The sequence below is a fragment of the Leeuwenhoekiella sp. CH_XMU1409-2 genome (assembly GCF_037029365.1).
GTDB lineage: Bacteria > Bacteroidota > Bacteroidia > Flavobacteriales > Flavobacteriaceae > Leeuwenhoekiella > Leeuwenhoekiella blandensis.
Window position 1 is genome coordinate 231,723 of record NZ_JAYMEI010000006.1, and the last position, 26,073, is coordinate 257,795.

At 40.0% G+C, this 26,073-nt stretch carries 25 protein-coding genes; 11 read left to right on the plus strand and 14 right to left on the minus strand.

Translation table 11 applies throughout. From position 1 onward, the window contains the following. The first annotated feature begins 16 nt into the window (after positions 1–16). From WA338_RS08845 to WA338_RS08860, 4 genes are read left to right on the plus strand one after another with little or no spacing between them, the layout of a single operon-like run. Positions 17–574 carry an RNA polymerase sigma factor gene (locus WA338_RS08845; protein WP_009779833.1) on the plus strand — a complete coding sequence of 186 codons (558 nt, stop codon included), beginning with the start codon at positions 17–19 and terminating at the stop codon, positions 572–574. A 2-nt stretch (positions 575–576) separates the two neighbouring features. Then, positions 577–1,128 (plus strand): hypothetical protein, encoded by a 552-nt coding sequence (locus tag WA338_RS08850; protein WP_272985007.1) that lies wholly within the window; start codon positions 577–579, stop codon positions 1,126–1,128. Next, positions 1,109–2,212: a hypothetical protein gene (locus tag WA338_RS08855; protein ID WP_273016160.1), complete on the plus strand. Its 1,104-nt coding sequence runs from the start codon at positions 1,109–1,111 to the stop codon at positions 2,210–2,212. Before WA338_RS08850 ends, WA338_RS08855 begins: the two co-directional genes overlap by 20 nt. Before the next feature lie 18 nt (positions 2,213–2,230). Next, positions 2,231–2,959 carry a head GIN domain-containing protein gene (locus WA338_RS08860; RefSeq protein WP_009779830.1) on the plus strand — a complete coding sequence of 243 codons (729 nt, stop codon included), beginning with the start codon at positions 2,231–2,233 and terminating at the stop codon, positions 2,957–2,959. Between the two features lie 57 nt (positions 2,960–3,016). Here WA338_RS08860 and WA338_RS08865 read toward each other — a convergent pair whose 3' ends face one another. The 6 genes from WA338_RS08865 to WA338_RS08890 form a co-directional block, all read right to left on the minus strand. After that, positions 3,017–4,348 (minus strand): MFS transporter, encoded by a 1,332-nt coding sequence (locus tag WA338_RS08865; protein WP_273016156.1) that lies wholly within the window; start codon positions 4,346–4,348, stop codon positions 3,017–3,019. 81 nt (positions 4,349–4,429) lie between these two features. Beyond that, positions 4,430–5,242: a M48 family metallopeptidase gene (locus WA338_RS08870; protein WP_336093081.1), complete on the minus strand. Its 813-nt coding sequence runs from the start codon at positions 5,240–5,242 to the stop codon at positions 4,430–4,432. A 91-nt stretch (positions 5,243–5,333) separates the two neighbouring features. Continuing rightward, entirely contained in the window at positions 5,334–7,727 is a 2,394-nt protein-coding gene (locus WA338_RS08875) for a glycoside hydrolase family 31 protein (RefSeq protein WP_336093082.1), read from the minus strand. Positions 7,728–7,947: 220 nt separating this feature from the next. After that, positions 7,948–9,870 (minus strand): 1,4-alpha-glucan branching protein GlgB, encoded by a 1,923-nt coding sequence (gene glgB / locus WA338_RS08880; RefSeq protein WP_272985015.1) that lies wholly within the window; start codon positions 9,868–9,870, stop codon positions 7,948–7,950. Then, positions 9,863–11,500, minus strand: coding sequence for a maltokinase N-terminal cap-like domain-containing protein (locus tag WA338_RS08885; protein ID WP_272985017.1), 1,638 nt, complete (start codon positions 11,498–11,500; stop codon positions 9,863–9,865). The genes glgB and WA338_RS08885 overlap by 8 nt, the downstream gene beginning before the upstream one ends. A gap of 32 nt (positions 11,501–11,532) precedes the next feature. After that, positions 11,533–13,467, minus strand: coding sequence for an alpha-1,4-glucan--maltose-1-phosphate maltosyltransferase (locus tag WA338_RS08890; protein WP_272985018.1), 1,935 nt, complete (start codon positions 13,465–13,467; stop codon positions 11,533–11,535). Between the two features lie 292 nt (positions 13,468–13,759). Between WA338_RS08890 and msrB (WA338_RS08895) the strand changes: the two genes are divergently transcribed. The 5 genes from msrB (WA338_RS08895) (at position 13,760) to lpdA (ending at position 17,463) form a co-directional block, all read left to right on the plus strand. Then, positions 13,760–14,230: a peptide-methionine (R)-S-oxide reductase MsrB gene (msrB, locus tag WA338_RS08895; protein WP_336093086.1), complete on the plus strand. Its 471-nt coding sequence runs from the start codon at positions 13,760–13,762 to the stop codon at positions 14,228–14,230. Between the two features lie 136 nt (positions 14,231–14,366). Beyond that, on the plus strand, positions 14,367–14,765 hold the full coding sequence (msrB, locus tag WA338_RS08900; RefSeq protein WP_336093088.1) for a peptide-methionine (R)-S-oxide reductase MsrB: 399 nt from the start codon (positions 14,367–14,369) through the stop codon (positions 14,763–14,765). A 132-nt stretch (positions 14,766–14,897) separates the two neighbouring features. Next, entirely contained in the window at positions 14,898–15,410 is a 513-nt protein-coding gene (locus WA338_RS08905) for a hypothetical protein (protein ID WP_336093089.1), read from the plus strand. A 22-nt stretch (positions 15,411–15,432) separates the two neighbouring features. Beyond that, entirely contained in the window at positions 15,433–15,999 is a 567-nt protein-coding gene (locus tag WA338_RS08910) for a uracil-DNA glycosylase family protein (protein ID WP_336093090.1), read from the plus strand. A gap of 87 nt (positions 16,000–16,086) precedes the next feature. Then, a complete protein-coding gene (lpdA, locus tag WA338_RS08915) occupies positions 16,087–17,463 on the plus strand; it encodes a dihydrolipoyl dehydrogenase (protein ID WP_336093092.1) in 1,377 nt (458 codons plus the stop codon). Positions 17,464–17,560: 97 nt separating this feature from the next. Here lpdA and WA338_RS08920 read toward each other — a convergent pair whose 3' ends face one another. From WA338_RS08920 to WA338_RS08935, 4 genes are all read right to left on the minus strand, one after another. Continuing rightward, positions 17,561–18,286: a diphthine--ammonia ligase gene (locus WA338_RS08920; protein WP_336093093.1), complete on the minus strand. Its 726-nt coding sequence runs from the start codon at positions 18,284–18,286 to the stop codon at positions 17,561–17,563. Positions 18,287–18,291: 5 nt separating this feature from the next. Further along, on the minus strand, positions 18,292–18,717 hold the full coding sequence (gene aroQ / locus WA338_RS08925; RefSeq protein ID WP_009779817.1) for a type II 3-dehydroquinate dehydratase: 426 nt from the start codon (positions 18,715–18,717) through the stop codon (positions 18,292–18,294). Positions 18,718–18,815: 98 nt separating this feature from the next. Next, a complete protein-coding gene (locus WA338_RS08930) occupies positions 18,816–19,418 on the minus strand; it encodes a porin family protein (RefSeq protein WP_009779816.1) in 603 nt (200 codons plus the stop codon). A gap of 462 nt (positions 19,419–19,880) precedes the next feature. After that, a complete protein-coding gene (locus tag WA338_RS08935) occupies positions 19,881–20,483 on the minus strand; it encodes a porin family protein (protein WP_009779815.1) in 603 nt (200 codons plus the stop codon). A 109-nt stretch (positions 20,484–20,592) separates the two neighbouring features. Between WA338_RS08935 and xerD the strand changes: the two genes are divergently transcribed. Further along, positions 20,593–21,489, plus strand: a complete 897-nt coding sequence (xerD, locus tag WA338_RS08940; RefSeq protein WP_272985033.1) for a site-specific tyrosine recombinase XerD — start codon at positions 20,593–20,595, stop codon at positions 21,487–21,489. A gap of 129 nt (positions 21,490–21,618) precedes the next feature. Here the strand turns inward: xerD and WA338_RS08945 are convergent, their stop codons facing one another. The 3 genes from WA338_RS08945 to sucC all read right to left on the minus strand — a co-directional run bounded on the left by WA338_RS08945 (position 21,619) and on the right by sucC (position 24,172). Beyond that, positions 21,619–22,059 carry an Hsp20/alpha crystallin family protein gene (locus WA338_RS08945; RefSeq protein ID WP_009779813.1) on the minus strand — a complete coding sequence of 147 codons (441 nt, stop codon included), beginning with the start codon at positions 22,057–22,059 and terminating at the stop codon, positions 21,619–21,621. Between the two features lie 189 nt (positions 22,060–22,248). Continuing rightward, positions 22,249–22,611, minus strand: coding sequence for a hypothetical protein (locus WA338_RS08950; RefSeq protein WP_009779812.1), 363 nt, complete (start codon positions 22,609–22,611; stop codon positions 22,249–22,251). Positions 22,612–22,981: 370 nt separating this feature from the next. Continuing rightward, positions 22,982–24,172: an ADP-forming succinate--CoA ligase subunit beta gene (gene sucC / locus WA338_RS08955; protein WP_009779811.1), complete on the minus strand. Its 1,191-nt coding sequence runs from the start codon at positions 24,170–24,172 to the stop codon at positions 22,982–22,984. A 254-nt stretch (positions 24,173–24,426) separates the two neighbouring features. Here sucC and lysA point away from each other — a divergent pair, with 254 nt between their 5' ends. After that, complete coding sequence (gene lysA / locus WA338_RS08960; protein WP_009779810.1) at positions 24,427–25,644, plus strand: diaminopimelate decarboxylase; 1,218 nt, start codon at positions 24,427–24,429, stop codon at positions 25,642–25,644. A 5-nt stretch (positions 25,645–25,649) separates the two neighbouring features. Here the strand turns inward: lysA and WA338_RS08965 are convergent, their stop codons facing one another. After that, positions 25,650–26,036, minus strand: a complete 387-nt coding sequence (locus tag WA338_RS08965) for a glyoxalase superfamily protein (protein ID WP_272985038.1) — start codon at positions 26,034–26,036, stop codon at positions 25,650–25,652. Between the last annotated feature and the right edge of the window lie 37 nt (positions 26,037–26,073).

Sequence of the window (26,073 nt, forward strand, 5' to 3'; positions counted from 1 at the left end):
CTGAAGCATTAACCTATTGAATACTACTAACCATCATATTGATCTGCTTTTAGAGCAATGTAAAAACGGAAATCAGCAAGCACAGCTTACGGTTTATAAAAGGTATTACAAAGCTATGTACAATACTTCGCTACGTATTGTAAAAGATAGCGCCGAAGCCGAAGATGTCATGCAAGAATCGTTTTTAAGTGCTTTTACAAAGCTTGAATCGTACAGCGGCGAAGCGACTTTTGGGAGTTGGTTAAAACGTATCGTTGTCAATAACAGCATCAGCAGTTATAACAAACGTGCCCGACTCAAAGAAGACGATCTCGATGATACGCTTTACAAGCTGGAAGAAGATCAAGGCATTACCGAATGTGACACTAACCAGCTCGAGGTGCAACGCGTTTTACAAACGATGAATCATCTCAAAGAAAACTATAGAATGGCGCTTACACTAAATCTGATCGAAGGTTACGATTATGAAGAAATGAGTGACATTCTGGGAATAAGTTATGCCAATTGCAGGACAACGGTTTCCCGCGCAAAAGAAAGTTTAAGAAAAAAATTGAGTGAGTTAATCACCGAATAATTATGAAAACGAATCTAGAAAACTGGTTTGAAGAACAGCGCGACTGTTTTGACATTGCCCAACCGGACGATGGTCACGAGCTGCGCTTCTTAAACAAACTCAAAGAAAATCAAACAGAAGAAAAGCCTGTCAAAAAGCTAGACTGGTGGAAACCTCTGGCTTCTGCTGCAGCAATTTTATTAGTGGTCTTTGCAGGATACGCTACCATAAAGCCGGCAAAAGACGGTGCAGAATTAGCAGCTGTTTCCCCAGAAATGGCAAAGACTCAGGATTTCTTCACAAAAGCAATTGAAGAAGAATTGTATAACATTAACGAGGCCCGAACTCCAGAAACTCAAAAACTGGTAGAAGATGCTCTTGTTCAGCTTGAAATTCTAGAAAAGGATTACAAACAACTTACCGAAGACCTCGCCACCAGTGGTGAAGACAAACGGGTGATCTACGCGATGATTTCCAATTTTCAGGCACGCATAGATCTATTGAATACTGTTTTAGAAGAAATTGAATCAATCAAAAAAATTAAAAACGACGTATATGAAGACCAATTACTATAAATATCTCTTTCTTTTTCTAGTTACCAGCGCGGTAACTTTTGCAAATGGCAACGATCCTGACCGCTTCAAAGGCAGGTATACCAAAGAAAAGAAGATCAATAAGCAATATAATGTGAATGCCAACGCCTTGCTCAAAATCAATAACAGCTACGGCAATGTTGATGTCATTTCTTGGGATCAAAACCAAGTAGTTATCGAGGTTCATATCAAAACCAACGGTAATGATGAAGACAAAGTGATCAAAAAACTTAATCAGATCGAAGTAGAATTTGAAGCTTCTACAGATATGGTTTCTGCACGCACAGAAATTGAAAGTACAAGTAGCTCGTGGTGGAGCAGCTGGACTTCTGGAGGGAATAATGTAAATATGGAGATCAATTACAAGATCAAAGTGCCGGTAACCAACAAAGTTGATCTCAGCAATGATTACGGCGGAATTTCAATCGACAAGATCAAGGGACAGGCTAAAATATCCTGCGATTATGGACATCTGGACCTGGGCGAATTGCTTGCAGACAACAACCAATTGAGTTTTGATTACACAAACAACTCCAATATCGCTTATATGAAAAGCGGAAAGATACGCGCAGACTACAGTGCCTTTACATTAGAAAAAGGAGAAAATATTGTGCTCAACGCAGATTATACCAAGTCAAACTTCGGAAGCATTAAAAACCTGCAATATTCTTGTGATTATGGTGCGGTAACGCTCGACGAAGTAAACAATCTACAAGGAAACTCAGATTACCTAAGTGTCAAATTGGGTAAAATAAATGGAAACCTGGATTTAAGTATGGATTATGGTTCACTACGTATTGATGAGCTCACTGCAAATGCCGGTAATGTGCGTATCAATACAGAATATGCAGGAGTCAAAGTAGGTTACAACGCTGCTTATAACTTCAACTTTATCATTAAGCTGGATTATGCCGGACTCAACGGGGAAGATGATTTTGAGATCACAAAACGCCAGATCGAATCTTCAGATAAGTATTACGAAGGCTACTACGGAAGTTCTTCAGCAAAAAACAACTTAAGCATCAACTCAGAATATGGAGGTGTAAGTTTTTATAAAGTCAATTAATCACTAATCAATCAAAAAATGAAAAAACTAGTTTTAATCTTAAGTATCGCGTTGCTTTCAACATCTGTCAATGCACAATGGTGGGGCAGTAAAAAAGTAAGCGGAAATGGTAATACCGTAACCGATACGCGTAATGTAAGCGACTATGACGAAGTAGGTGTTGCAGGCTCTTTTGATGTCATTCTTGTCGCCGGAGCAGAAGGAAAAATCACCGTAGAAGCTGAAGAAAACCTTCAGGAGTATATCATCACCGAAGTCAAGGGAGACAAACTCAAAATCTATATTGAAGATGGTGTAAGCTTAAGAACAAGCCGTAACAAAGACATCATCATAACCGTTCCCTTTACCGATCTTGAAAAGGTGAGTCTTGCAGGAAGTGGAGATGTTACTACAAAAGATGTGATCAATGCTCAGGATTTTAAATGTTCGGTTTCTGGTAGCGGCGATATGGTTCTTGAAGTTAACGCTCAGGATATAACCGCAGCTGTTGCAGGAAGCGGTGATCTTTCTCTTAGCGGAAGCACTCAAAAATCAAGTTTAAAAGTCGCAGGAAGCGGTGACGTACACGCTTCTAATCTAGAAAGTATTGATGTAGAGGCCAGCATTGCAGGCTCTGGAGATATCAGTGTATACTGTAAAGGAGGAACATTAAAAGCTACAGTAGCAGGCTCTGGAGATATCGTGTATTCCGGAAAACCTGATAAAGTAGATTCTAAAGTAGTAGGCTCAGGAAGTGTGAGCAATTAAGCATATGTTCATCAATCAAATCTGGAAAATGGCTGTCTCAAAAGGGTAGCCATTTTCTTATTCTGCCTGTTCCACAATACGCTTCCGCGGAACAAAAAACAATAGAATTACTCCTACGATAAAGAATACAATAAAGAACAAAATCGCATTACGTATGTTGTATTTGTCAGCGATAAATCCATAAGTAGACATCCCGATCACAATTCCTATTTTTTCTGAAACATCGTAAAAGCTGAAATATGAAGCAGTATCCTTCTCTCCTTCCGGAATCAATTTTGAATAGGTAGAACGCGACAACGACTGAATCCCACCCATCACGAGACCAACAAAAGCCGCGGTAAAATAAAACTGAAACGGAGTGGTGATCGTATAGGCATAAATACAAATCGCGATCCAGATGCAATTGATCACGATCAAGGTTTGAATATTACCAAACTTCGCCGAAGCTTTTGAAGTAAGCCAAGCACCAAGAACCGCAACCAACTGAATCAATAAAATACTTACGATAAGTCCGGTGGTACTGTCTGTAGTTCCCCAATCGAGTTCTTCGATCCCAAAATAGGTGGCGATAAGCATGATCGTTTGAACCGCCATACTGTAAACAAAAAATGCACTCAGGTAAGTACGCATCGGTTTATCTTCTTTCAGCTTTATCCATATTTTACGAAGTTCTTTAAAACCGTTGAATAGTACATTTTTGGTCAACTTTTCCTTCTTGTTTCCCTTAGGCAAATAATAGTAGGTGTACTGACTAAAACCAATCCACCACAATCCGGTAAGTACAAAAGATAAGCGTGTTGGCAAACCTTCGTCTTCAAAACCAAAAGTCTCATACATCAAGATCATCGCTAGACAAACGATGAGTAAAATCACGCTGCCAATATATCCTAGAGAATAACCTTTGGCACTTATTTTATCTTGTTGATCAGGGAAAGCGATATCTGGTAAATACGAATTGTAAAAAACCAAACTAGCCCAAAATCCTATCAAGGCGAGAAAATAACATAACAGCCCGAACCAGAGATAGTCCATATTAAACCAAAAAAGACCTATACAAGAAAGCGCGCCCAAATAGCAGAAAAACTTCATAAAAGTCTTCTTATTCCCTACATAATCTGCGATCCCGCTCAAAAACGGACTCAAAAAAGAAACGACCAAAAAAGCCGCGGCAGTCACATAGCTAATGAGCGTATCGTTATTAAAATTGTAGCCTAGAAAGTTTACCGTATCGTCTAAAATCTTACCATCTTCATCTTTTACAAGCGTGAGCGCTCCATAAAAAATAGGAAAAACAGCAGAGGCGATCACCAGGCTGTATACCGAGTTTGCCCAATCGTAAAATGCCCAGGCGTTCAAAAGTTTTTTACTTCCTTTAGGTAAAGCTTCCATAAACTAAGGTTGTTATTGAAGCGTCTAAAATAAGAAAGCCGCTTCAATGAAGCGGCTTTTACTTTTTATTTTTGCGTTATGCTATTTAAAAGATGTAACCCCGAATTTCTTTGCTTCGGCTGCTGCACGTGGTGCAATTTGCTGTAACGCCTGAATACGGGTATCTGGTGAGGGGTGTGTACTCAATAATTCGCTTGGCGCAGAACCCCCTTGCGCTTTCATACGTTCCCAAAGTTTTGGCGCCTCATAAGGATCATATCCCGCAATAGCAGCGATAATGGTACCTATTTCATCAGCTTGACTTTCGTGACTTCTGCTAAATGGTAAAATACCTCCTACCGTACTAGCCACACCATAATACTGATTAAAAAGTTGTCCTGCTCGAGAATCTCCTAACGCGATCCCTCCTGCTGCTCCAACGATCGCCTGACCTTGCTGAGCTGTCATACGCTGTGCCCCGTGATTAGCTAAAGCGTGCGCCAATTCGTGCCCTAAGATCATTGCTAAACCGGTTTCACTTTGTGCCACCGGTAAAATTCCTGTGTAGACTACAATTTTACCACCTGGCATACAAAAAGCATTTACGGCCTCATCTTGTACCAAATTATATTCCCAACGATATTCATCCAGATAATTAGGATAACCCAATGCAGTCATATAACGTTCTGCAGCTTTTGCTATATTGTTACCTACACGCTGCACCATTTGAGCTTCGGCAGTACCTCTCACAACTGTATTTTCTTCTAAAAATTGATTGTATTGCTGAAAAGCCATCGGGAAAATGGTTTCATTGCTATAGGCATTTAGGGTTTTCTTTCCGGTAAACGGACTGGTTTTACAACTTACAACCAGAAATAGGGTCCCTAATGCGACAAGTATTTGTTTTGATTTCATTTTAATCTATTATAGGTTAGTGAGTTGAAAATACAAATTCTACTCATCGGTATTTTAACAATTAGCTAAACTTTAGTACAAGTTGTGAAAATTATCCTATCATATGCACCACTGAAAAATCCTTCGGAAGTTTTAGAATTTTATCCTCCTTATCCAGATTATTCAAGTCGTATGCCACATTATCGACTGTGATTTTCTTTATTCTAAACGGCAGACCAATTAAGTTAAGTTTAATAGCTTCATATTCCGTTTCAAAAGTCCCGGTCTTAAACTGCTGAATGCTTAAATCTTTAGCCTTACCGGTAAGCTTAAAGTTTCTTAGGCTGTAACGCCCTTTTTTATAATCATAACCATCGCGGGCATCTTCATAAACACGAGATTCAATGGTATCTTCTGCATAATAAACATCAAGCTTCAGCTCTTCAATTTTCTTCTCGCCAACGTATTGCTGCACCGGATATCGCGGAATAATCGCTCCTTCTTTAACAAAAATTGGAATGGTGTCAAAATCTGCATCTACCCAAAGTTCGCGCCCTCCTTCTACGACTTCATTATTCCAGTAATCGTACCAGCGACCACGCGCCAGATACATACGACGTCCTTTAGAATTAGGTTCTAAAATAGGACAAACTAAAATATGGTTTCCGAAGATGAATTCATCGGTACGATAATGGGTATGCACATCGTCTTGATCGTAATATACAAGCGGTTTTAACATAGGAATACCTTCTGTGGCATACTCATGAAAAGCTGTATATAAATATGGAAGTAACGTATAGCGCATTTCTATAAACTTGCGCGTAATGTTTGTCACCTCATCATCAAAAGACCAAGGCTCCTGATCCCCGTGATGCCCGCTAGAATGTACCCTGCAAAAGGGATGAAAAACCCCCAACTGAATCCAGCGAACGAATAGTTCGCCGGTAGGTTGTTCTGCAAATCCGCCGATGTCTGTTCCTGTAAAAGACATTCCGGAGAGACACATACGCTGCACTTGGTTATTGGCGATCCAAAGATGCTCCCAAGTTGCTACGTTATCTCCGGTCCACGACGATGTATAGCGCTGCGCGCCACTGTATGCTGATCGGGTGATCACCAATGGACGCTTAGGATACACATAGCGTTTTACACCTTCATAGGTCGCACGTGCCATTTGTGTCCCATAAATATTGTGTGCTTTGCGATGACTGCAAGGATGTCCATCATAATCGTGACGCACATCGTCAGGAAACGTTTTTCCGGGGACTTCCATTACGGCGGGTTCGTTCATATCATTCCAAACCCCACGTACACCAATGTCGTGCACCAATTCTTTAAACAGGTCTGCCCACCACTCACGCACTTCAGGATTGGTATAATCTGGGAAAGCGCATTCGCCCGGCCATACCTTTCCTACCATATCTGGCCCATCTGCACGCTTGCAGAAGTAATCATTTTCTAAAGCTTCGTTATACACCCAATATTCAGGATCAATTTTAATCCCCGGATCGATGATCACAATGGTTTTAAAACCATCATCCAGTAGTTCTTTGACCATACGCTTTGGATCGGGAAAGTATTCCTTATTCCAGGTAAAACAACGAAAACCGTCCATATAATCGATATCCAGGTAAATCCCATCACATGGAATTTTTAGATCTCTAAATTTTTGCGCGATTCCCTTTACTGTGCTTTCCGGATAATAGCTCCATTTACATTGTTGAAAGCCTAATGTCCATAAGGGTGGAAGCTCCGGTTTACCGGTAAGATGGGTATAGTTTTGCACCACTTCGCTCATTCCCGGACCATAGAGAAAATAATAGTTCATCTCTCCTCCCGGCGCCCAAAAACTGGTCACATCGAGACGCTCATGGCAAAAGTCAAAGCTAGATTTGAAGGTATTGTCAAAAAAGATTCCATAGGCGTGTTTATCTTTTAAGCCGATATAGAAGGGAACCGATTTGTAGATAGGGTCTGTGTCTTTACCAAAGGCATACGAATCTGTAGCCCAATTGGTCACACGCTTTCCACGTAAATTTAAATGCACCGGCTTGTCGCCCATCCCGTAGAACGCTTCACCGGGATGTGAGCGCTTACTCATTTTAACAATGTTTCCGCCAAGGGTAAAACTCTCTTCATAATGAAAGCCTATTTCGTCTTCATTGATCAAGTTTCCTTCCCGGTCTAAAATCTTAGATTGTAAACTTATTTTTTCAATCTTGATGATAAGTTTAGCCGTGGTTACAATATAAAAGTTTTTGTTTTCAGAAAGCTCTAAATGATTGTAGCCTACGTGATTTTCAGGATCAATCGCATATGAAAAATCGTCCTCGAGAATTCCTCGGGTTCCGTACCTAAACCGTATCACGCTATCGCGTAAAACGGTAAGTTCTAAAATTACATTGTTTTGGGTGGTAAAATATAAAGTATCGACTTCTTGCCGTACGCTCTTGATCTCGTTTGGAAATTGATTTCCTTTTTGTTCTAACTCAGTATTAATAATCATAATAGCCTGTGTAAGGATGTTAGGCCTACTAAATTAAAGGTTTCCTGAGTTAATCTAAGGCTCAAAACCAAAAGATATCAACTACAACGTTAACACCAAGCTACTTTTATTATAACCGTCAAAAAACATAAGGCTCCAAGGTTTATTTAATACGAAAAGTTGGTTCCCAACAAAGGCTTTTGGCCGGCCGTGATCGGCAAACAGGCTTACCCAATAGAATTTACTTAAGACTGAAGACCATAACCGCGAGTGGTGCCAAATCTAAAGTGATAGAGTGCTCGCGACCATTCCACGCTTCTGCTTCAACCTTCACTTTTTTACTAATGAAATCTCCACTACCGCCATATTTCTTTTCATTACTATTGAAGAGTTCTTTTAACTTTGCTCCGGCTTTAGTCAACGTTTTGGGTACGCCAACTTTGTAATTCTCTCGTGGCACCGGAGTAAAATTGCAGATTACCAAAACGCTATTTTCAGCCTCATATCCCTTTCTTAGATAACTCAATACACTGTTTTCACTATCAGACCATTCGATCCATTCAAATCCTTCAGGACGGAATTGACGCTCATACAATGCAGGTTGCGACTTATATAGTTTATTCAAGTCTTTTACACATTCCTGAATTCCCGTATGAAAGTCATATTGTAGTAAATGCCAATCTAAACTTTCTTGAAAATTCCATTCGGCACTTTGCGCAAATTCCCCACCTTGAAAGATCAATTTGGTCCCGGGATGTGTGAACATATATCCAAACATCAATCTAAGGTTCGCAAAACGTTCCCACTCCGGGCCGGGCATACGATCAAAAAGTGAACGCTTCCCGTAAACAACTTCATCATGAGAAAGCGGCAACATAAAGTTTTCAGAAAATGCATAGGTCATACTAAAGGTGATATCGTTCTGATGATATTTACGATATACCGGCTCCTTCTTAAAATACTCAAGCGTATCGTGCATCCATCCCATCATCCACTTCATACCAAAACCCAATCCACCTAAAAACACTGGCTTAGAAACACCCGTATAACTGGTAGATTCTTCTGCGATGGTTTGTACATCAGGATAGTTTTTATAAACCGTTTTATTCAGTTCTTCAAGGAACGCAATCGCATCGAGGTTCTCTCGGCCACCAAATTGATTAGGCTCCCATTCCCCGTCTTCGCGAGAATAATCGAGATAAAGCATCGAGGCTACCGCATCTACGCGCAGACCATCAATATGGTATTGATCTAGCCAAAAAAGCGCATTGCTTATTAGAAAAGCGCGCACTTCGTTACGACCATAATTAAAAATCAAAGATTTCCAGTCGGGATGCCAGCCTTTACGAGGATCGGGATGCTCATATAAATGAGACCCGTCAAAATTACCCAAGCCGTGAGCATCTTCGGGAAAATGTGAGGGTACCCAATCGAGGATCACACCTATGCCGGCTTGATGCAATTTATCTACCAGCAGCATAAATTCTTCTGGATAGCCAAAACGGGAGGTTGGTGCGAAATATCCGGTCAATTGATACCCCCAACTCGGATCGTACGGATATTCCATTATCGGCATAAACTCTACATGGGTAAATTCCATTTCCTTGACATAAGCAACGAGTTCGTCTGCAAGCTCTGTATAACTCAGGCTTCGGTTCTCTTCCCCTGTTTTACGCCAAGAACCTAAATGCACCTCATATACCGAAAATGGCGTGTCTAGTGCGTTATATTTAGCCCGACTCGTCATCCATTTTTTATCTTTCCATTTATAATCTGCGGCATAAACAACCGAAGCCGTCTTAGGCGGGTGCTCGGCACGACGTGCAAACGGATCGGCTTTTTCAGTCTTTACATCATTATGACTTGACTGTATTTTATACTTATAAATAGCGCCCGGCATCACCCCAGGAATAAAACCTTCCCAGATCCCACTGCCATCCCAACGCACATTGAGTTTGTGATCGCCTTCTAACCAGTAATTAAAATCCCCTACAACAGAAACCGATTTGGCACTAGGTGCCCAAACGGCAAAGTAAGTGCCCTTCTCTCCTTCTAAAGTCATTGGGTGCGAACCTAACTTTTCATAAAGACGGAAGTGTTTTCCTGATTTGAAAAGATCGATATCAAATTCTGAAAATAGGCTGTGAACGTATACGTTACTCATAATGTTGTTGGTTAAGGATGTTAGAGATGCCTTTTAATGGAATGATCGCCCATCGCGGACGCGCATTGAGTTCATAACCCAATTCATATACGGCTTTCTCTAGTAAGCAATATTGTAATAAAAATTCAATTTCTTTAATGTAGCCAATATTTAAATTAGCGGTTTGTACTTCATTGATATAGGTTTTGAGAAACACGCCAATGATGTGGCTGTAAAGTACGTCTGCTACTTCAAAAAGCTCCTCTAGCTCAAAATCGTAAGACTCATAATTATTAAAAACAGTTGCATAGATCGCATAGTTGAATGATCTAAACATCCCGGCTATATCTTTAATCGGCGGTTGTTTTACCTTACGATCACGAATGGTACTCTCCGGCTCTCCTTCAAAATCGATGATATAAAAATCTCTATCCTGAACCAGAACTTGCCCAAGGTGATAATCGCCGTGAATGCGTAAGCGCTCACTTTTGAGCATTGTTTCGTCAAAATCGAGCAGTTGTTTCCGGATGATCTTTTTCTTGCTTAACAACTCGTTGGCCAATTCAAGCTGAAGGCCTTCAAGCTTATGCAAATTATTTTCGACAAGATTGATTCTATTTTCAAATTGATAGATCAATCGGTTTTTTAGCCATACAGAATAGTCGTTGCTGAATGCTTGCGGAGTAAACGCTGTATTGATGCGCTCCTGACCCAATGCGATATGCATCTGTGCCGTGCGCAATGCTAACTGCGAAACATCTTCAAAAAACTCGATAGGGCACCAGGCCAAGATCGAAGCAGGCACATCTGTAATTGAGATTTGCTCCAGATATTTGGTAGCCCGTAGCGTTTCTAATTTAGGTTGCTGCCGCGAAAGTTCTTCAAAGATCAATTTGAGGTTGTGCATAAAATATTCCCAGGCATCGCCTTCGTTGGGTACCAACTCCTGCATCAAGCCCAAGGTGATCACATTTTTATCGCTAAACTTCAAGGTGATGCTTCCTAAGTATTTTGGTGTATTATTGAAAATAGCTTTAGCAGTCAGGTACTTGCTTATTTCGTAATCAGGATTTTCATCCACATACACCCTTCTGAAGATTTTCAGCATATACTTATCATTGTAGATGATCGAAGTATTACTCTGCTCTACGCCCATCAAGCGGCTACTTTTATAGCCTTGAGATTGGTTGGAGCGTCCTCTACGATAAGCGACTTCTTTGTAACGGTACTTTTCGCCCTCAAGAATCTTTTCAAAAATCTGTTTTCTAAAAGACTCCAAGAGCAAGGCATCAACAAGAAAACCCGATGTTCCGTTCAGTTTTAAGTGCGCGATAAACTTATCGCCAACCACTTTTTGATCGGTTACAAAAGCGATGGGCAAGAAATAATTATGCACAAAAGCTTCTCTAAAATTCACCTCCAAAACGATCCCGTAAAACGTGTCGACGCCATCTTCTATCGGGAAGCTGTCGATGACTTCAATGTATTTGAGTGCACTGGCTTTACCGCCGTACCAACGCTGGTTAAGGATATAAGGTTCAAGAATATCATCGCAAAGTTCTTTCTTAAAGCGTTCTGATTCTAATAGCGCTTTCCAGTCGGTCTCGTATTTAAAAACGATGCGGCCGTCTATTTCCTGCTCCTGGTTCATGGTTGATTGTTTTGAAGTTTTGCGTTTCTTGTCTATTTATATATCTGGAAAATATGCACCGGTAAAGCCGGATGCAACTCGACATAATTCCATTCTTGATTCCAGGTATACGTGCTGTCTGTGATAAGATCTTTTACAACTACTTGAGACCCCGGAACAATATTCATTTTCTCATAAGGCAGTCTCACATTACCCGCTTGTTTATAATACGGATCAAGACTTACTACGATAAGCAATTCGTTATTTTTATCTTGATCCCACTTGTAATACGCCATAAGTCCGTCGTGATGCAACTCACAAAACTGAATATTGTTGGTTTGTTGCAACGCAGGCTGTTGCTTACGTATCCAATTCATTTTGGTAATGAGACGGGTGAGTTTGTTCTCGTGATTCCAATCCCAATGGGAGATCTGGTACTTTTCAGAATTCATATACTCTTCTTTCCCAGGTACACCTTCGGTCACCATAAATTCGTAAACCGGGCCATACAAGCCAATATTTGAACTCAAGGTTGCCGCCAGAGCATAACGAATAATATGTTGTGCTTCATTGGCTCCTTGTAAATGATACGGATTAATATCTGGTGTATTGGGCCAGAAATTAGGTCTAAAGTATTCTCGCATTTTGCTTTGGGTAAGCTCGGTCATATATTCTACCAACTCGTGTTTGCTAGTACGCCACGTGAAGTAGGTGTACGACTGAGAATAGCCTTGTTTTGCCAGTTGCTGCATCACCTTAGGTCGGGAAAAGGCTTCAGCCAGGAACAACACATCAGGATGTTTTTTCTTGATTTCTGCGATAAACCAATTCCAGAAGTAATACGGTTTGGTATGTGGATTATCAACTCTAAAAACCTTAACCCCAAAATCGATCCAATGAAAAGCCACGCTAAGCAGTTCTTTCCAGAGGTTTTTGTAATCTTCAGATTCCCAATAAAAATTGACAATATCCTGATACTTCTTTGGTGGATTCTCAGCGTATTGCATCGTACCATCCGGTCGTTTTCTAAACCACTCCGGATGCTCCTTTAAATACGGGTGATCTGGAGCTGCCTGAAATGCCAAATCCATCGCAACTTCTATCCCCAAACTTTCGGCGTGTTTGATAAGGTTTTTAAAATCTTCTTCAGAGCCTAATTCCGGGTGAATGCTTTTATGTCCGCCAAAACGTGAACCAATACCCCAAGGCACACCGCTGTCGCCTTCTTCGGCGTTGGTTGCATTATTTTTTCCTTTTCGGTTTACTTCTCCAATGGGATGAATGGGTGGAAAGTATAACGTATCAAATCCCATATTTGCTACACGCGGCAACAAACGCTCACAATCTTTAAATGTACCGTGTTGCCCGGGCTGCTTACTAGCCGATCTTGGGAAAAACTCATACCAAGTACTAAAACGCGCTTTTTCCCGGTCTACATATACCTGAAGCGTTTTGCTTTCGTGCGCAAATTTACGTTCCGGATGATCTTTGAATATGCGGTGTAAATCGTGAGAAACGGCATAACTACAGGCCTCGTCATAACGATTTTCATCCTGAAACACTTCCTTCAACATTTTTACATAGTGCTTTCCGTCTTCATCCAACTTTTTTACTACCGCATCAAGATATTGAACGCCGTCCAGCAGCTCACTTTTAATATATTGGCCGTCCTTTAATTTGGCCTCTGTACCGTGTTGCCAGTTCAATGCGTGATCTACCCACCCACGCACTTTATACTCATAAAAACCCTGCTGCTCAACAACAAAAGTCGCCGCGTAGCGATCATTGCCTTGATGCTCTAACCGCTCTGTTTTCCAAATTTTATCATGCTCGCTTTTAAAGCAAATTTCTGCATCGATCACATCATGGCCATCCCCTAAAACATCTGCAGTTACGTGTATGAGTTCGCCTACAACTCTTTTGATAAAAAAATCCCCGCCTTGAAGCTGGGGTTCTACATTCTCTATAACAATACGTTCTCTAGTCAAGGGTGTTAGTTTTTTATTGGCACCGCCAAAGGGTTTAATTCTCCGAAGCCTGCCTTTGTCGTCAGACAGGCTTGCTTAGAAATTCAAAATTCGTTTCCAAGCATGGACTTACCCTGAGGTAGTTTACTTTCAATTGATTACCCTTAAAAATAGCAATAATTAATTAGAACCACAGCCCAAATAAGAATTTGACAAAGGCTTAACAGAATATACACACGTTAGTCTTTTGTTAAAAACACGACTACAGTAAACCAGTACTTGCTGCAATACGTAATTTTATAAAAAATGTATTATGAAAAAGTTATTTATACTCGGGCTATTGATTAGCCTAAACGCTTGCAAGGGCACCGCTCAAAATGATAAACAGGAACAATTTCCGGTATCAAAAACCGAAGCAGAATGGAAAGCGGAATTGACCGATGCAGAATATCAGGTTTTGCGTAAAGAGGGAACTGAACGCGCATTTAGCAGTGAATTACTCAACATCAAAGAAGAAGGAACTTATGTATGCGCGGCCTGTCAAAATCCGGTTTTTAAAAGTTCAACCAAATTTGACAGCGGTACCGGCTGGCCTTCTTTTTACGACTACATTGAAGGCAATGTTGCTTTTTCTTCCGACAACAAACTAGGCTACACCCGCACCGAAGAGCATTGTGCCAGCTGTGGAGGCCATTTAGGACACGTTTTTAACGACGGACCAAAACCCACCGGAAAGCGCCATTGCATCAATGGGGTCGCTTTAAATTTCGTTCCCAAAAAATAAAGGCGGGAGCCACCAACGGGAGAAACACTTGTAACCTAATTATTAAAAGATTTCCGCCGAAGCTTGTACTGAGTGAATCGAAGTGCGGATAAAATGATTTCCGCCTGCGCGGAAATGAGAAATTAGAATTTTAATTATGAAAGAATACCCAATACAAAAAACCGAAGTGCAATGGAAAGAAGAACTCGGTCCTGAACGTTACCATATTTTACGCGGTAAGGGCACTGAGCGCCCGCATACCGGCAAATACAATTTGCATTTTGAAAAAGACGGTACCTATCACTGTGGCGCTTGTGATGCAAAGCTTTTTGAAGCCAACAGTAAATTTGAAAGTGGATGCGGCTGGCCCAGTTTTGATGAATCGATACCCGGAGCTGTAGAATATATCCGCGATACCACCTTCGGAATGATACGCACCGAAATTCTCTGCGCTAATTGCGGCAGCCACCTAGGTCACGTTTTTGACGATGGCCCAACAGAAACCGGTCAACGCTACTGTGTAAACTCAGCTTCAATAGATTACGAAAAAGAGTAATCAAAAAATCAGGAAGAAGGCTAAATAGAAACTGCGTTAATGTTTTATTAAAATAAGAGCTTTAGCATAGTTTTAAAAGTTTCGGAATGACTCTTGATTTATTTTTAGCAATAAACATTAAAACAAAAAACGATGAAAAAATTATTTACAATACTTAGTATAGTAGCTTTAGGATTTACAGCCTGTGAAGGAGACCCGGGGCCACAAGGACCTCCGGGAATTGACGGAACTGCACTAGTTGGAAGCACTTATGAGACTCCAGCAGTAGATTTCTCTGTAGACAACGACTTTTACCGATTTACATTTCCTAGTAATATTGTGAACGGTGATGCCGTCTTGGTTTATCGTTTAGAGGATGTGGTTGATGGTTTAGATGTTTGGGAACCATTGCCTACAGCGACCATATTTTTCGATGATGGTGGGTTTTTACAGTATCGCTTTAACTATACTCTAGGTGATGTAGATATTATTTTAGAAAGTGATGATATTTCACTTGCCGGTGCTGAATTTACTCAAGATCAAATTTTTAGAATTGTGGTAGTCCCTTCTGATCTTGTAGCAGAATTTAATGGAGACTTCTCTAACTATTATGAAGTAATGAGCGCATTAGAATTAAGTGAAACTGATATTCAAACGCTTCAATAGATAAGCACTAAGAATAAAACTTATGAAAGGCTTACTCACGGAAATAAGACACTGTTCCGTTTGTAAGCCTTTTTTGCCTTTAGGCGCTAACCCTATTATTTCGGCATCGCCAAAAAGCAAAATTGTGCTAGCCAGCCAGGCACCCGGGAAAATCGCACATGAAAAATCAATTGCTTGGGATGACCCCAGTGGCCGCAGACTACGGGCGTGGTTAGGTGTAAACGAAGATACCTTCTACAACCCCGATAATTTTGCTGTGTTACCTTTAGGCTTTTGCTTCCCGGGGAAAGGCAAAACCGGAGATCTTCCTCCCCGACCAGAATGTGCTCCGCTTTGGCATCAAAAAGTGATCGAGCATTTTGAAGAAGATCCGTTATACATTTTAATTGGCAACCACGCGCAGAGCTATTATCTGCAAGACAAGCTTACCCTAACCCAACGTATTCAGAATTTTGAGGCCTATCTTCCCAAGTATTTTGTGCTTCCGCATCCCTCGCCGGTAAATCATTTCTGGATGAATAAAAACAAATGGTTTGAAAGCGATGTGATTCCACAACTACAGCAAGAAATTAAGCAACGTCTTCAGTAAGCTTTTGAAAGAAAATCCTAAGTCTAAGTTGGTTCGTTTTTTAGACTTTTAATGCGTAAATTCGTGCCTCAAATTTCACTGAAAACTATGAGTAAATACGATATTATTGTCTTAGGAAGTGGACCCGGTGGTTATGTTACAGCTATTCGTGCTTCACAATTAGGTTTTAAAACCGCTATTGTAGAAAAAGAAAGCCTTGGGGGCGTTTGTTTGAATTGGGGTTGTATCCCTACCAAAGCGCTTCTTAAAAGTGCACAAGTTTTTGAATACCTTAAGCATGCCGAAGACTACGGTCTTAAAGTAGAAGGTGCAGATAAAGACTTTGATGCAGTTGTAAAGCGTAGCCGTGGTGTTGCAGAAGGAATGAGCAAAGGTGTTCAATTCTTGATGAAGAAAAATAAAATTGACGTTATTGAAGGTTTTGGAAAACTAAAACCAGGTAAAAAGGTTGACGTTGATGGTACCGAATATAGCGCAGACAACATCATCATCGCGACCGGTGCGCGTTCACGCGAACTGCCTAGCTTACCGCAAGATGGTAAGAAAATCATTGGTTATCGTGAGGCGATGACGTTGAAGGAGCAACCTAAGAAAATGATTGTTGTAGGATCTGGTGCGATAGGGTGTGAATTTGGTAGTTTTTATAACGCTATGGGAACCGAAGTTACCATCGTAGAATATATGCCAAACATCGTTCCTGTAGAGGACGAAGAAGTTTCTAAGCAATTTGAACGTAGCTTGAAAAAAGCCGGTATCAATATTATGACCGGTTCTTCAGTAGAGTCTGTAGACACCTCCGGAGACGGTGTTGTTGCTACTGTAAAAACTAAAAAAGGCGAAGAAAAACTTGAAGCTGATGTTGTCCTTTCTGCAGTTGGTATTAAAACCAACATCGAAGGCATTGGTCTTGAAGATGTAGGCATCATTACCGATAAAGATAAAGTGATTGTAAATGACTGGTACCAAACCAATATGCCGGGTTATTATGCGATTGGTGATGTAACTCCTGGTCCTGCATTGGCCCACGTTGCTTCTGCGGAAGGAATTATTTGTGTTGAAAAACTTGCGGGAATGCACGTAGAGAAATTAGACTACGGCAATATTCCGGGATGTACGTATGCTTCTCCTGAGATCGCTTCAGTAGGAATGACTGAAAAGCAAGCTAAGGAAGCAGGGTACGAACTAAAAATCGGAAAATTCCCATTCTCAGCTTCTGGTAAAGCAAGTGCTGCCGGAAATAAAGATGGTTTTGTAAAAGTTATTTTTGATGCGAAATACGGTGAGTGGTTAGGTTGCCATATGATTGGTGCCGGCGTTACCGATATGATCGCTGAAGCTGTTTTAGGGCGTAAGCTTGAAACAACTGGTCACGAAGTGCTTAAAGCAGTTCACCCACACCCAACGATGAGTGAAGCGGTGATGGAAGCTGTTGCTGCAGCTTATGATGAAGTAATTCATTTATAAGAGACTTTAGACAAAATTAAAACCCCTGAAATTGAATTCAATTTCAGGGGTTTTTTGTTTTTGGATATTAATTCTCTACCCTAATGCAATCATAACACTAAACAGGTATCAAATCACAAAAATAGAATTGGGTATCCCAAGGTTTTTCATCTTCAGAAAAACAATTGTCTTCTTGATCAGCTTTGGGTTGGTACGAGCGCTCCACGATTTCCCCTACTTCAAAAGTTACAGGCTTAGAAAAAAAAGGTCCGTCAAAAACAAAGGTGTGGAATTCGCCATTCTCTCCACAAGGGTCAACATCCGGAGGTAAATCGGCTATAAACTGATGATCTATAATTCTTCCGGTAAAAGATTGATCGAGATAATTTCCATTAACGCAAACAGTAATCGCCTTGAAACCCAGATCGATAAATTGAGTAATTAATTGTTTGGTATCCTTTTTCCAAAGCGGATAAACTCCTTTGAGTCCGACTTGAGCCAACTGCTCATCACGATACGCTTTTAAATCTTCTAAAAAGATATCCCCAAAAATACTGTGTGTGTTTCCTTCATCAACTGCCTTTCGGGCTGCTGCACCCAAGATTTCAGAATATTCGGTCATTGAGATGGTGCCGTGAAGTAAAATTTTTTCTAATGGAAAACCAAGTGCTTCCGCTTGACGGTTTAATAATTCTTCGCGCAAACCGTGCATAGAAACCCGGTCAACATCCGTATTTATAGTCGTGACGAGTTTGGTGATCTCAAATTCTTTTTCGGCTAAAATGGTGTACAAAGCCAAAGCAGAATCCTTACCACTACTCCAATTGAAATAGGCCTTTTGCAAAATACTTATAGAAAAGATTTGATCGCCAATTCGTAGCTCTGCAAACCAAAACCTACGATGATTCCTTTAGCGTGTTTAGAAATATAGGATTGATGACGGAAGGCTTCGCGTGCAAATGTATTTGAAATATGCACCTCGATCACCGGCACAGAAACCGCAGCGATAGCATCACCAATTCCTACTGAAGTATGCGTGTATGCGGCAGCATTAAGCACAATACCATCAAAAACACCATCGGCGTCTTGAATTTTGGTGATCAGATCTCCTTCGCTATTAGACTGAAAATAAGAAAGCTCAGTCTCCTTAAATTGAAACTGAAGCTTTGAGAAATAATCTTCAAAAGATTGATTTCCATAAACATCAGGTTCGCGTTTGCCTAACAGGTTAAGGTTAGGACCATTGATAACAAGTATTTTGAGTTCTTGAGCCATTTTCATTTGATTGTTGCGTAAAGGTAATTTAAAAATCGCCTATAAAAAAAGCCCCGCACATGCGAGGCTATACTTTTTGGTTGGTCGTTTAGTTTGTTTTAGAATACAAAACCTACACCTGCCTGAATCGCATAGTTGTAAGCACTTACATTGTCGTAAACTTTGGTGAACCCTCTGGTATAACGCCCTTGAATGAATAACCCGTTATCAAACTGATATTCTAAACCGGCAGCAGTACCAAACTCAAAGTCGTTTGCACCATCCTCGATATCAATATCTCCGGAAGAAGAAGTAGGTTGAAAATCGATCTCTTCACTTACCAAGAAGTTAAACGAGGGACCTGCCTGAATGCTCAAACCATCAGCAAGATAAATTTTTGCCAATAACGGCACCTGAATGTAATCTAATTGATACTCGATATTATCGTCAACGTCAAAGGTGTTGTCTTCGTCAATAGCTGCAATGGTAGAACCTTGTGCTGAATAAATCACCTCTGGTTGTATAGAGAACATTTCTGAAACCGGTAACTCAGCAACAAGACCTGCATAAAAACTCGTTCTGCTTTCCTGATCGGCAGCATCGTCTCCGGCAAGATTAGCAAAGTTTACACCACCTTTTGCGCCGAAGTGAAACGCATCCTGAGCTTGAGCAGCTGCACCACCCAAAACCATAAAACTCGCAATTAAAAATAGCTTTTTCATAAGAATAATTTGTTGTTTAAATTTTGAACAAAGCTAGATGCTGCAAGGCTTCACAAGTATTAATGATTCTCTAAGCTTTCTCTAAAATATTGCCAACAACTCGCCTTTACGAAACTTCTTGATTTTCTGATTTTTAGTAAAAACTCAGTTTGGAATCATCCTAAAATCCATTCGTATAAAGTTGAAAGAGAACCACTTTAATTTTATTGTATTAGAGGTAACTTTTTTATATTTTCTTAAATAGTGTTAATGCTCCAATCGTGAAAAATTAAATGGGAATAATTCTAAAGAAGATAAAGTAAACAACTTTAGGGCAAGTCCATGAAGCATTGCTTGGAAACGAATTTTCAATTTTGAGGTATCACGTTTATTACTTGGGGAGCGCGTAAAACCCTTAGACGGCACCCATAAAAAAAGCACCTTAAAAAGATGCTTTTCTGTATTCGTTTGCGGTTAGGTTGTTTAAAACATAAAACCAATTCCTGCTTGTACTACAGAGTTTCTTCCATCTGCGTTATCGTAAATTTCAGAGAATCCTCTTGTATAACGTCCTTGAATCAAGAATCCGTTAGCGAACTTATATTCTAGACCTACTGCGCCACCAAATTCGAATCCATTTGCTCCGTCTTCGATATCAATATCTCCGCTATCGCTTGTTGGATCAAAGTCGATTTCTTCATTAGCTAAGAAATTAAAAGACGGACCTACTTGTACACTCAATCCTTCAACTAAATAGATCTTCGCAAGTACTGGTACTTGTATGTAATCTAATTGATATTCTACATTATCATCAACATCAAACGTGTTGTCTTCATCAAAAGATGCTAGAGTGGCTCCCTGTGCAGAATACAAGACCTCTGGCTGAATAGAGAATTTATCAGAAACCGGGATTTCGACCATTGCACCTACATTAAAACTTGTTCTTCCGTCAGGATTTTCTCCATCTTCATTTGCAATAGTTGCAAAGTTAGCACCACCCTTGATACCAAAATTCCAATAATCCTGGGCTTGAGTTGCAGTGGTTCCTAAAACAATAAAACTGGCTATTAAAAATAACTTTTTCATAATTTTTATATTTAGATTTGAGACAAAGCTAGGAGGGTTAGCTACACGAAACTATTAAGGCTTTGATAAACTATTTTTAAAAGCTTCCTAAAAAAACCGCATTTCATTTGTGAATTGGCAAAATTCGTTAATAGACTATAAATTATTCTTAAAGATAGAACGAGGACTTTCTGAGAATACGGTTGTGAATTATGGTTTAGACATCAACAAGCTCATCAAGTGGATCGATGAACATTCGATTGAAGCTTCACCTATTTCCATCACTAAAGAACAGCTGCAAGATTTTATTTATACCTATGCAAAAGAACTCACGGCCTCATCGCAGGCCCGACTTATTTCAGGCTTAAAAGGATATTTTGAGTATTTGGTTTTTGAAGATTATCGTAAAGACAATCCCACCGATCTTATTGAAGCCCCTAAAATTGGCAGAAAACTTCCCGATACGCTTTCTGAAGATGAAGTGAATCGCATTATTGATGCGGTAGATCTAAGCACACCACAAGGCGAACGTAATCGCGCCATACTAGAAACCTTATACGGTTGTGGTCTACGAGTGTCTGAAGTTTTAAATCTTAAACTTTCTGATTTGTTTTTTGATGAAGGCTATATTTTGGTTACCGGTAAAGGAGACAAACAACGCTTTGTGCCCATTGCTCCCATCACCCAAAAATATATTGAGATTTATCGGGATCAAATTCGCATTCACGAAACACCTAAGCCCGAATTTAAAAACATCCTATTCCTCAATCGCCGCGGCGCGCAACTTACAAGAGCGATGATCTTTACCTTGGTTAAACAACATACCCAAAAAGCCGGAATCAAAAAGAAGATCAGTCCGCATACGTTTAGACATTCTTTTGCGACACATTTGCTTCAAAATGGAGCCGATTTAAGAGCCATACAACAAATGTTGGGACATGAAAGCATTACTACTACCGAAGTGTATATGCACGTCGATCGCTCCCATCTGGCAGATGTTTTAAATACGTTTCACCCAAGAAAATAATCGAAGAGAAAACTACCTCTGGAAAAGCCTGTGCGAAATAAAACTTTTTGCGATGCCAATAAAAAAATCCCGAATCAATTCAATGACCCGGGACTCTTCACTAACCAAAAAAACTTACTTACTTAACATTTAGGAGATCTCGATCAAGCGTTTTGCCTGAACTTTTGCTTCCTCCTTTTTTGGGATTACTATATTGAGCACCCCATTCTCATAGCTAGCTTCAATCTTTGCACTGTTCACTGTATCTGGTAAGCTAAAGGCACGTTTAAAAGTGCTATAGCTAAACTCGCGTCTGGTGAATCTTCCTTCTTCTTTAGTCTCAGCTTCTTTTTGCTCTTGAGCAGAAATGGTGAGCACATCATTATCTAACTCAATATTAAAATCTTCTTTGGTTTTACCCGGAGCAGCAACTGCTACTTCAAATCCACTATCTTTCTCGATGATGTTTACTGCTGGAATGCTCACGCCTATGCTATTAACATTGGTTGTTCCTCCCAGCCAATCGGTTTTAAACATATCATCAAAAATGGATGGTAACCAGTTTTCGTTTGTTCTTTTAACTAAGCTCATATCTCAAAAATTTTGTTGTTATTAAGTATTACACTCAATTAATAGCAAATTGGATACCACTAGAATTTAACCGACTTTTTGTCTGTTTTTATTGAAACACAAACGTCAAAATGGCATTTTAAATAATTATAAGACCTAAAAAAAGCCCGACTTTTCAGCCGGGCTCTTTCTACTAACTAAAAACTGCATTTATAACGTACTCTCTAATTTTACAGGTACGTGATAAGTTTGTCCCACTAAAGCTTTAGAATCAAGCTTTTTGTAGTTCAAACGCCCCTGAATATACTTTTCAATAGAGGCATCTTTTGAGTCTACGTTTAGCACAACTACTTCGTTGTCGCTATTCACAGTAAAAGATACTTTAACCGATGTGGTTTGCTCCACATTAAAGTTAGGCTCTGCTAAAAGATTTGCCAGTTCTACATTCATTGCACGCTTTACAGCTGCGCTTGTAGTTTTTGAGCTTGGCTCGGTTGGTTCAGTGGTGTTTGCGTTTAACGCTGTACCGCAGATGATCGCAACTGCAAGTACCATTGTTTTAAAAGTTTTCATAATGTTTGATTTTTGAATGATGTACTAAAAAGACGGCTCAAACCTCAAACAGTTACACCTCAACATTGTTTTTAACAGATTATTAACGAAGTTAACAACTGAAAACCAAAGAGTTAGAGCCAAAACTAAATCCATTAAGCTAAATACATTCTTCTGAATTACAATCATTTACAACTACTACAAGCTCTCAACAAATAAACTATCGCGCCCCATGCTCAAACGTTATAGGTTAACACCAAATTTTCAGATTCGGGATATACCAGTAGTTAACGAGAAAGCGGCATTTCATCATTTAGGTGCCAATAAAAAAGCCTCAGTCAACTGACTGAGGCTTAAAATTCCGATGAATCGGATGTATTTTAATTAGTGTTTATGCTAATACTTGCTGTACTTTATCTGCAGCTTCCTTAAACTGAATAGCACTTTGAACATCAAGACCACTATTGTCTATCAATTCTTTTGCGATATCAGCATTGGTTCCTTGAAGTCTTACAATAATAGGCACATTGATCGTTCCCATGTTTTTATAGGCATCAACAATACCTTGTGCAACACGATCGCAACGAACAATACCACCAAAGATATTTACAAGAATCGCTTTTACGTTAGGATCTTTAAGAATTAAGTTAAATGCAGTTTCTACACGTTCTGCATCCGCTGTACCTCCAACATCTAAGAAGTTAGCCGGCTCACCACCCGCTTGCTTTATAAGATCCATAGTTGCCATTGCAAGTCCGGCACCATTTACCATACAACCCACGTTACCATCAAGATCAACATAGTTAAGACCAACTTCTTTCGCTTCAACCTCTACAGGGTTTTCTTCACGCTTATCACGCATTGCTGCGTAATCTTTGTGACGGTATAATGCGTTATCATCTAAAGACACTTTAGCATCTACAGCCATGATTTTATCATCGCTGGTCTTAAGCACAGGATTGATCTCAAATAATGAAGAATCAGATTCTGAATACGCTTTATATAATGCTGCAACAAACTTGGTCATTTCTTTAAAAGCAGTTCCGCTTAAACCTAGGTTAAAAGCGATACGTCTTGCTTGAAAGCCTAACAATCCTGTTGCAGGGTCAATTTCTTCAGTAAAAATTAAATGTGGAGTTTTCTCAGCAACTTCCTCGATATCCATTCCACCCTCGGTAGAATACATAATCATATTTTTTCCTGTAGCTCTGTTTAATAAAACAGACATATAGTATTCTTCCGGCTCGCTATCTCCTGGATAATAAACATCTTCAGCAACAAGCACTTGATGTACTTTTTTTCCTTCTGCTGAAGTTTGCGGAGTTACCAGATTCATCCCGATGATCTCTCCTGCAATTTGTTCAACCTCCTGAAGGTTTTTAGCCAGTTTTACTCCACCGCCTTTTCCTCTACCTCCGGCGTGAACTTGCGCTTTTATCACGTGCCATCCCGTACCGGTTTCTTCTGTAAGTTTTTTTGCAGCCTCAACTGCCTCTGCAGCAGTAGTTGCTACTTTACCGCGCTGTATACGCACTCCAAAACTGCTAAGTATTTCTTTTCCTTGATATTCGTGTAGATTCATAATCAGGCGTTTCTATATATTTGAAATTTGCAGAGCAAAAATAAGTATTTAGCGCAAACCCTGCTAGCAATTTACTTTTGATTTCTAGTTTCAATACCGCATTTTTAAAACCTTTGCGTAGGCTATTAAAAAGACCAACTAAAATCCAATGCGTTTTTTAGCTTTAAAATGTACTTCTCGCTATATTTTTTGACCGAAGCCTGCTTTAAACTAAATTATCTATACTAGATTTGCAGGCTTAAAGTGTATTGATTATGACCAACCAAAACTTACTTGCCATTGCAAAAGAACACGGGAGCCCTGTGTATGTTTATGACGCCGAAAAAATAGAATCGCAATATAAACGTCTTACCGGTGCTTTTAACAAGGTTAAAAACCTGCGCATCAATTATGCAGTTAAGGCCTTGTCTAATCTTGCAGTGCTTCAGTTGATTCACGGTTTTGGTGCCGGGATGGACACGGTAAGTATACAAGAAGTGCGCCTTGCCCTTGCAGCGGGAATCGATCCTTCTAAAATTATGTTTACGCCTAATGGGGTTTCCTTAGACGAACTGGAAGCGGTTGCAAAAATGGGCGTGCAAATCAATATTGACAACCTATCTATCCTGGAGCAATTTGGTACAAAACATCCTAAAACTCCGGTTTGTGTACGCATCAATCCGCACGTGATGGCCGGTGGAAACACAAACATTTCAGTAGGACATATTGATAGTAAATTTGGTATTAGTATTCACCAGATTCCGCATTTGTTGCGTATCGTAAAAAATACCGGAATGAATATCAACGGAATTCACATGCATACCGGTAGTGATATCCTGGATATTGACGTGTTCCTTCACGCTGCAGAAATTCTTTTTGATACAGCCAAAGATTTTAAAGACCTTGAGTTTTTAGACTTTGGTAGTGGTTTTAAGGTCCCTTATAAAGAAGGAGATATTGAAACCAATATCGAAGAGCTTGGTGAGAAATTGAGCAAGCGTTTTAATGCCTTTGAAAAAAACTACGGCAAGCCGCTTACGCTTGTTTTTGAACCCGGAAAGTTTCTTGTGAGTGAAGCAGGAAAATTCCTTGTACAAGTCAATGTGATCAAACAAACGACTTCAACTGTTTTTGCGCAGGTAGATAGTGGCTTTAACCACCTCATTCGCCCTATGTTCTACGGAAGCCGTCACGAGATCACCAATATAAGCAACCCGAAAGGCCGCGAACGCTTTTACTCGGTTGTAGGATATATTTGTGAGACCGATACGTTTGCCACAAACCGAAGAATTGCAGAGATCGCTGAAGGTGATATTCTCGCTTTTAGCAATTCTGGTGCTTATTGTTTCAGTATGGCGAGCAATTACAATTCGCGATATCGTCCGGCAGAAGTCTTATTCCTTGACGGAAAAGCACACCTTATACGCGAGCGCGAAACTTTTGATGATTTGATCAAAAATCAAATCCCTTTGAAGGAAAAGGTAAAGGCCTAAGCATCTTAAGCTTCCGCATAAAAGATCAATCCATTTTTAAACGGATCGTAAAAGGCAAACTCTAAAGTTCCCCAGGGTTTTTCCTCTAGAGAAGTATGGTTGTGAAACACACCCATAAGCTGATATTTTTTGTATAAATTTTCTATGCCCTGTACTTGAATGCGCAGCATAGGACGGTTTTGATCGTGTTCCCATTCGGCTGCATCGTGCCACTGCAAATGCAATGCGATGTTATTCCGTCTAATACCCGCATACCGTGGATTGCGCTCTTCATCAATAAAAATCAGCTCAAAGCCTAACTTTTTGATGTAGAATTCAAGCGCTTCCAATACATCTTTTACGGGCAGTATTGGCGTTATCTGAGCAAGATAATCTGTATTTGATGTACTCATATGCAGCTATTCAATTTGATTGAGAAACACATATTGC

Coding starts and splice junctions, on each gene's coding strand:
- WA338_RS08935 (WP_009779815.1), bottom strand. CDS start 20,483: ATGAAAAAGTTATTTTTAATAGCCAGTTTTATTGTTTTAGGAACCACT.
- WA338_RS08870 (WP_336093081.1), bottom strand. CDS start 5,242: ATGAAATCAAAACAAATACTTGTCGCATTAGGGACCCTATTTCTGGTT.
- WA338_RS08865 (WP_273016156.1), bottom strand. CDS start 4,348: ATGGAAGCTTTACCTAAAGGAAGTAAAAAACTTTTGAACGCCTGGGCA.
- msrB (WP_336093088.1), top strand. CDS start 14,367: ATGAAAGAATACCCAATACAAAAAACCGAAGTGCAATGGAAAGAAGAA.
- aroQ (WP_009779817.1), bottom strand. CDS start 18,717: ATGGCTCAAGAACTCAAAATACTTGTTATCAATGGTCCTAACCTTAAC.
- WA338_RS08850 (WP_272985007.1), top strand. CDS start 577: ATGAAAACGAATCTAGAAAACTGGTTTGAAGAACAGCGCGACTGTTTT.
- WA338_RS08875 (WP_336093082.1), bottom strand. CDS start 7,727: ATGATTATTAATACTGAGTTAGAACAAAAAGGAAATCAATTTCCAAAC.
- WA338_RS08945 (WP_009779813.1), bottom strand. CDS start 22,059: ATGAGCTTAGTTAAAAGAACAAACGAAAACTGGTTACCATCCATTTTT.
- WA338_RS08860 (WP_009779830.1), top strand. CDS start 2,231: ATGAAAAAACTAGTTTTAATCTTAAGTATCGCGTTGCTTTCAACATCT.
- lysA (WP_009779810.1), top strand. CDS start 24,427: ATGACCAACCAAAACTTACTTGCCATTGCAAAAGAACACGGGAGCCCT.
- WA338_RS08950 (WP_009779812.1), bottom strand. CDS start 22,611: ATGAAAACTTTTAAAACAATGGTACTTGCAGTTGCGATCATCTGCGGT.
- WA338_RS08885 (WP_272985017.1), bottom strand. CDS start 11,500: ATGAACCAGGAGCAGGAAATAGACGGCCGCATCGTTTTTAAATACGAG.
- sucC (WP_009779811.1), bottom strand. CDS start 24,172: ATGAATCTACACGAATATCAAGGAAAAGAAATACTTAGCAGTTTTGGA.
- WA338_RS08965 (WP_272985038.1), bottom strand. CDS start 26,036: ATGAGTACATCAAATACAGATTATCTTGCTCAGATAACGCCAATACTG.
- lpdA (WP_336093092.1), top strand. CDS start 16,087: ATGAGTAAATACGATATTATTGTCTTAGGAAGTGGACCCGGTGGTTAT.
- WA338_RS08855 (WP_273016160.1), top strand. CDS start 1,109: ATGAAGACCAATTACTATAAATATCTCTTTCTTTTTCTAGTTACCAGC.
- WA338_RS08910 (WP_336093090.1), top strand. CDS start 15,433: ATGAAAGGCTTACTCACGGAAATAAGACACTGTTCCGTTTGTAAGCCT.
- WA338_RS08905 (WP_336093089.1), top strand. CDS start 14,898: ATGAAAAAATTATTTACAATACTTAGTATAGTAGCTTTAGGATTTACA.
- msrB (WP_336093086.1), top strand. CDS start 13,760: ATGAAAAAGTTATTTATACTCGGGCTATTGATTAGCCTAAACGCTTGC.
- WA338_RS08930 (WP_009779816.1), bottom strand. CDS start 19,418: ATGAAAAAGCTATTTTTAATTGCGAGTTTTATGGTTTTGGGTGGTGCA.
- glgB (WP_272985015.1), bottom strand. CDS start 9,870: ATGAGTAACGTATACGTTCACAGCCTATTTTCAGAATTTGATATCGAT.